This window comes from Streptomyces sp. NPDC127097 (assembly GCF_042724075.1).
In the GTDB taxonomy this organism is placed as follows: domain Bacteria; phylum Actinomycetota; class Actinomycetes; order Streptomycetales; family Streptomycetaceae; genus Streptomyces.
The window spans coordinates 1-4,316 of sequence record NZ_JBHXFI010000117.1; the positions used below are offsets into that span (position 1 = coordinate 1).

The following is a 4,316-nucleotide window of genomic DNA, read 5'->3' on the forward strand; positions in this document are numbered from 1 at the left end:
CCGTCTAGCTTATGTGCTTTGGGGGTCTTTTTTTTTTATATTAAGAGCGGCGCCGGCCGGCCGGGGTTGGGGGTCCCCCCCCCCCTCTTCGTACCGGGCACCTCAACCATCAATTGAGGAACCCCAACGGCGATCAACCACCTCCGCGAGAGCGGCGGCGGTTTAGCCGCAAAATCAGCGCCCGGCCAGCTTCCAGGCCGTGGGCAGCGCGCCCATCGCCAGTGCGGCCTTGAGGGCGTCGCCGATCAGGAACGGGACCATGCCGACGGCGACGGCCTTGCCGAGGGACATCCCGGTGCTCAGCGCCAGGTAGGGGACGCCGACGGCGTAGATCAGGGCCATGCCGGCGGCCATGGTGGCGGCGGTGCGCAGCACTCCGCGGTCGCCGCCGCGGCGGGCCAGCGCGCCCACGGCGGTGGCGGCCAGCAGCATGCCCACGATGTAGCCGAAGGTGGCGCCGCCGGTGCCCGAGGCACCGCCGGCGAACCACGGCATGCCCGCGATCCCCGCCAGGGCGTACAGCGCCAGCGACAGCAGCCCGCGGCCCGCCCCGAGGGAGGCGCCGACCAGCAGGGCGGCGAAGGTCTGGCCGGTGACCGGGACCGGGGAGCCGGGGACCGGGACGGCGATCTGGGCCGCGATGCCGGTGAGCGCGGCGCCGCCGAGCACCAGCGCGGCGTCGCGGACGCGGGCGCGGGAGGCGGTGGCGGCCGGCAGCAGATCGGCGAGGACGGCGCCGGGACGGTGGAGAGCGGCAGTGCTCATCGGGACTCCGCGGGTATGAGGACGGATATGGGACGGGACGCGACGACGTTAGTCCAGCGGACGGCCGGCGATCATCGTGTAGCGGCGACAAAGCCGTACCGGCCCGCTTGGAGAGTTCCGAACAACTCCCACGCTGCCCAGGTCTGTTGGGGCGCGTGGCGTCTTTGCAGGTCACGTGATGCTCATCACGGCCGGGGCCGCGTTGTGCGGCCGGTTTTGTGGTAGCGCGCGGGGTGCGGCGACACTGGGTCCGCCCCGCGGTGACCTGTGGAGTTCCCCCAAACGCGCCGGCGGCCCCCGCCGCCTCGGCCCTTGCGAGAGTAAGAGTCCATGCACGACGCAACGACCCAAGCCGGTGAGCCCGCCCTCGGTGCGGGCGCCGGCGCGAAAGAGCCGCTGTCCGCGGGGCTCAAGCAGCGCCATCTGACGATGCTGGGCCTGGGCGGGGTGATCGGCGCGGGCCTGTTCGTGGGCTCCGGCGCCGGGATCGCGGTGGCCGGCCCGGGGATCGTGCTGTCGTATCTGATCGCGGGCGCGCTGGCGACGCTGGTCATGCGGATGCTCGGCGAGATGTCGGCGGCGATACCGGCTTCCGGTGCCTTCTCGGTGCATGCGGAGCGGGCGCTGGGGCGCTGGGCCGGGTTCAGTGTGGGCTGGCTGTACTGGTTCCTGCTGGTCGTGGTGCTCGCGGTGGAGGCCACCGGGGCGGCGCAGATCGCCCACGGCTGGGTGCCGGCGGTGCCGCAGTGGGGCTGGGTGCTGCTCTTCATGATCGTCTTCACCGTCGCCAACCTGTCCGCGGTGAAGAACTTCGGTGAGTTCGAGTTCTGGTTCGCGGCGCTGAAGGTCACCGCGATCGTGCTGTTCCTGACGCTGAGTCTGCTGGCGGTCTTCGGTGTGCTGCCGGACACCGAGCCGGTCGGCCTGGCGAACCTCACCGGGCACGGCGGTCTGCTGCCGCACGGCTGGGGCGGGGTGGTCTCCGGTGTCCTCGCGGTGGTGTTCGCGTTCGGCGGCCTGGAGGTCGTCACCATCGCCGCGGCCGAGTCGGACGATCCGGCGCGTGCGGTGGGCCGGGCGGTGCGCAGCGCGGTGTGGCGGATCCTGTTCTTCTACGTCGGCTCGATGCTGGTGATCGTGACGCTGCTGCCCTGGTCGTCGATGCAGCCGGGCAAGAGCCCGTACGTCGCGGTGCTGGACGGCATCGGGGTGCCGGGCGCCGGCCAGATCATGAACATCGTGGTGTTCGTGGCGCTGCTCTCCGCGCTGAACGCCAACCTCTACGGCTCCTCGCGGATGGTGTTCTCGCTGGCCGAGCGCGGCGAGGCACCGCGGGCGCTGCTGAAGGTGTCCGGCGGAGGGGTGCCGCGCCGGGCCGTGCTCGCGTCGGTGGCCTTCGGGTTCATCTCCGTGCTGCTGAATCTGAAATGGCCGGATTCGGTCTTCCTGTACATGCTCAACGCGGTCGGCGCGGTGCTGCTGTTCGTGTGGGGGCTGATCGCGGTCTCCCAGCTGCGGCTGCGTCCGCGTATCGAACGCGAGAACCCCGGGAAGCTGACCCTGCGGATGTGGGCGTTCCCGTATCTGACCTGGGCGGCGCTGCTCGCCATGGGCGGCGTGCTGGTGCTGATGCTGACCGACGACACGGCCCGGCCGCAGCTGCTGTGGTCGGCCGGGGCGACCGGCGCGGTGCTGCTCGTCGCGGGCGTCCGGGAACTCCGCGCGCGCCGCGCCCGGCGCTGAACTCCCCGGCGCCGGCGGTCACACCGTGTCGTATCCGACGATGAATCAGACACACACCGTCACGATCACGTCTGAATACCGAACATTCGCTGCACAACTGTTGCCCTGAGCGGACACCGGCACTCAAACTGAGCCCGCTTTGCCGAGGACCCCGGAGTCGTGCCGTCGGCAGGCCCTTCGCGACCTGCTGCCCCGGCGGGGGTCCAGGGGGCCCGGCAGCACCGTCGCACCGGTCGCGGCCCCGGCGAACGCAGTATCGCCTTGCTCCGCTCTCACCTACTGGGACAGGTACGACATGAATCGGACACCCTCGTCCGCCGCCCCCGCGCGCGAGCAGAGCGACGCGGTTCAGGGCGCGGGCCCGGACGGCGGCTCGCTGTCCAACGGACTCAAGCAGCGCCACCTCTCGATGATCGCCCTGGGCGGGGTGATCGGCGCGGGCCTGTTCGTCGGCTCGCGCGAGGGCATCGCGGCGGCCGGCCCCTCGATCGTGCTGGCCTACGCCGTCTCCGGCGCCCTGGTCATGCTGATCATGCGGATGCTCGGCGAGATGGCCGCGGCCAATCCGGCCTCCGGCTCCTTCTCCGTGCACGCCGAGCGCTCCATAGGCTCCTGGGCCGGGTTCACGGTCGGCTGGATGTTCACCGCGCTGCTGTGTGTGGCGGTGGCCGCCGAGGCGATGGGCGCCGCGGATGTCATGGTCCAGTGGTTCCCGGGCTCCGAGCCCTGGATGTGGGTCCTGCTCTTCATGGTGATCTTCACCGGGACCAACCTGGCCGCGGTCAGCAACTTCGGTGAGTTCGAGTTCTGGTTCGCCGCCCTGAAGGTCGCGGCGATCGGCATCTTCCTGGTCCTGGGCGTGCTGGCCATCTTCGGCCTGCTGCCCGGCACCTCCGCGCCCGGCACCACGCATCTGACCGGTGACGGCGGCTTCCTGCCCAAGGGCGTCGACGGCCTGATGGTCGGTCTGCTGGCCTCGGTGTTCGCCTACGGCGGTCTGGAGACGGTGACCATCGCGGCCGCCGAGTCCAAGGACCCGGTCCGCGGGGTGGCCGGCGCGGTGCGCACCGCGATGTGGCGGATCGCCCTCTTCTACGTCGGCTCGATGGCCATCATCGTCACGGTCATCCCCTGGAGCGCGCCGTCCATCGCCAAGAGCGGCCCGTACGTGGCGGTCCTGGACTACCTCAAGATCCCGGCGGCCGGCCAGGTCATGAACGTCGTCATCCTGGTCGCGCTGCTCTCCGCGGTGAACGCCAACCTCTACGGCTCCTCGCGGATGGCGTACTCGCTCATCTCCCGCGGCCAGGGCCCGGCCTTCCTCGGCAAGGTCAGCGGGGGCGTCCCGCGCCGCGCCGTCCTGCTGTGCGCCGCCTTCGGCTTCTTCGCGGTGCTGCTGAGCTTCCTGTGGCCGGACACGCTCTTCCAGTGGCTGCTGAACATGGTCGGCGCGGCCGTCCTGGTGGTGTGGGGCTTCATCGCCACCGCCCAGCTGCGGATGCGCCGGACGCTGGAGCGCGAGGCGCCCGAGAAGCTCGTGGTGAAGATGTGGGCCTTCCCGGTCCTGACCTGGGTGGCGCTGGCGGGCATCGTCGCCGTGCTGCTGCTGATGCTGCGCGATGAGAACCAGCGGATCCAGCTGCTGTTCACCGGCGGCTTCGGCGTGGTGCTGACGGTGATCGGCCTGATCCGGCAGCGGGCGCTGGACCGGGGCGCGGGCCTGCCCCAGGAGGTACGCGGTCTCGACGAACGTGCTGCGCTCTGCAAGCTGCTCGATCGGGTACCCGCGGTAACGAAGAATGCCGTTC

The 4,316-nt window shown here is 70.9% G+C and carries 2 protein-coding genes and 2 pseudogenes; 2 read left to right on the top strand and 2 right to left on the bottom strand.

Features of this window, described 5'->3' with window-relative positions:
* Positions 1 to 174: 174 nt before the first annotated feature.
* A complete protein-coding gene (locus tag ACFWJW_RS37510) occupies positions 175 to 765 on the bottom strand; it encodes a biotin transporter BioY (RefSeq protein ID WP_387249868.1) in 591 nt (196 codons plus the stop codon).
* Between the two features lie 330 nt (positions 766 to 1,095).
* Here ACFWJW_RS37510 and ACFWJW_RS37515 point away from each other — a divergent pair, with 330 nt between their 5' ends.
* Positions 1,096 to 2,508, top strand: coding sequence for an amino acid permease (locus ACFWJW_RS37515; RefSeq protein WP_387249870.1), 1,413 nt, complete (start codon positions 1,096 to 1,098; stop codon positions 2,506 to 2,508).
* A gap of 295 nt (positions 2,509 to 2,803) precedes the next feature.
* A pseudogene (locus tag ACFWJW_RS37520) lies at positions 2,804 to 4,219 on the top strand (amino acid permease); the annotation flags it as partial.
* Here ACFWJW_RS37520 and ACFWJW_RS37525 read toward each other — a convergent pair.
* Positions 4,217 to 4,316 (bottom strand): annotated as a pseudogene (locus ACFWJW_RS37525) (citrate/2-methylcitrate synthase); the annotation flags it as partial. The pseudogenes ACFWJW_RS37520 and ACFWJW_RS37525 sit on opposite strands and share 3 nt — an antisense overlap.

Excerpts from the sequence above, each read along its gene's own strand:
- ACFWJW_RS37510 (WP_387249868.1), bottom strand. The coding sequence starts at position 765 with ATGAGCACTGCCGCTCTCCACCGTCCCGGCGCCGTCCTCGCCGATCTG.
- ACFWJW_RS37515 (WP_387249870.1), top strand. The coding sequence starts at position 1,096 with ATGCACGACGCAACGACCCAAGCCGGTGAGCCCGCCCTCGGTGCGGGC.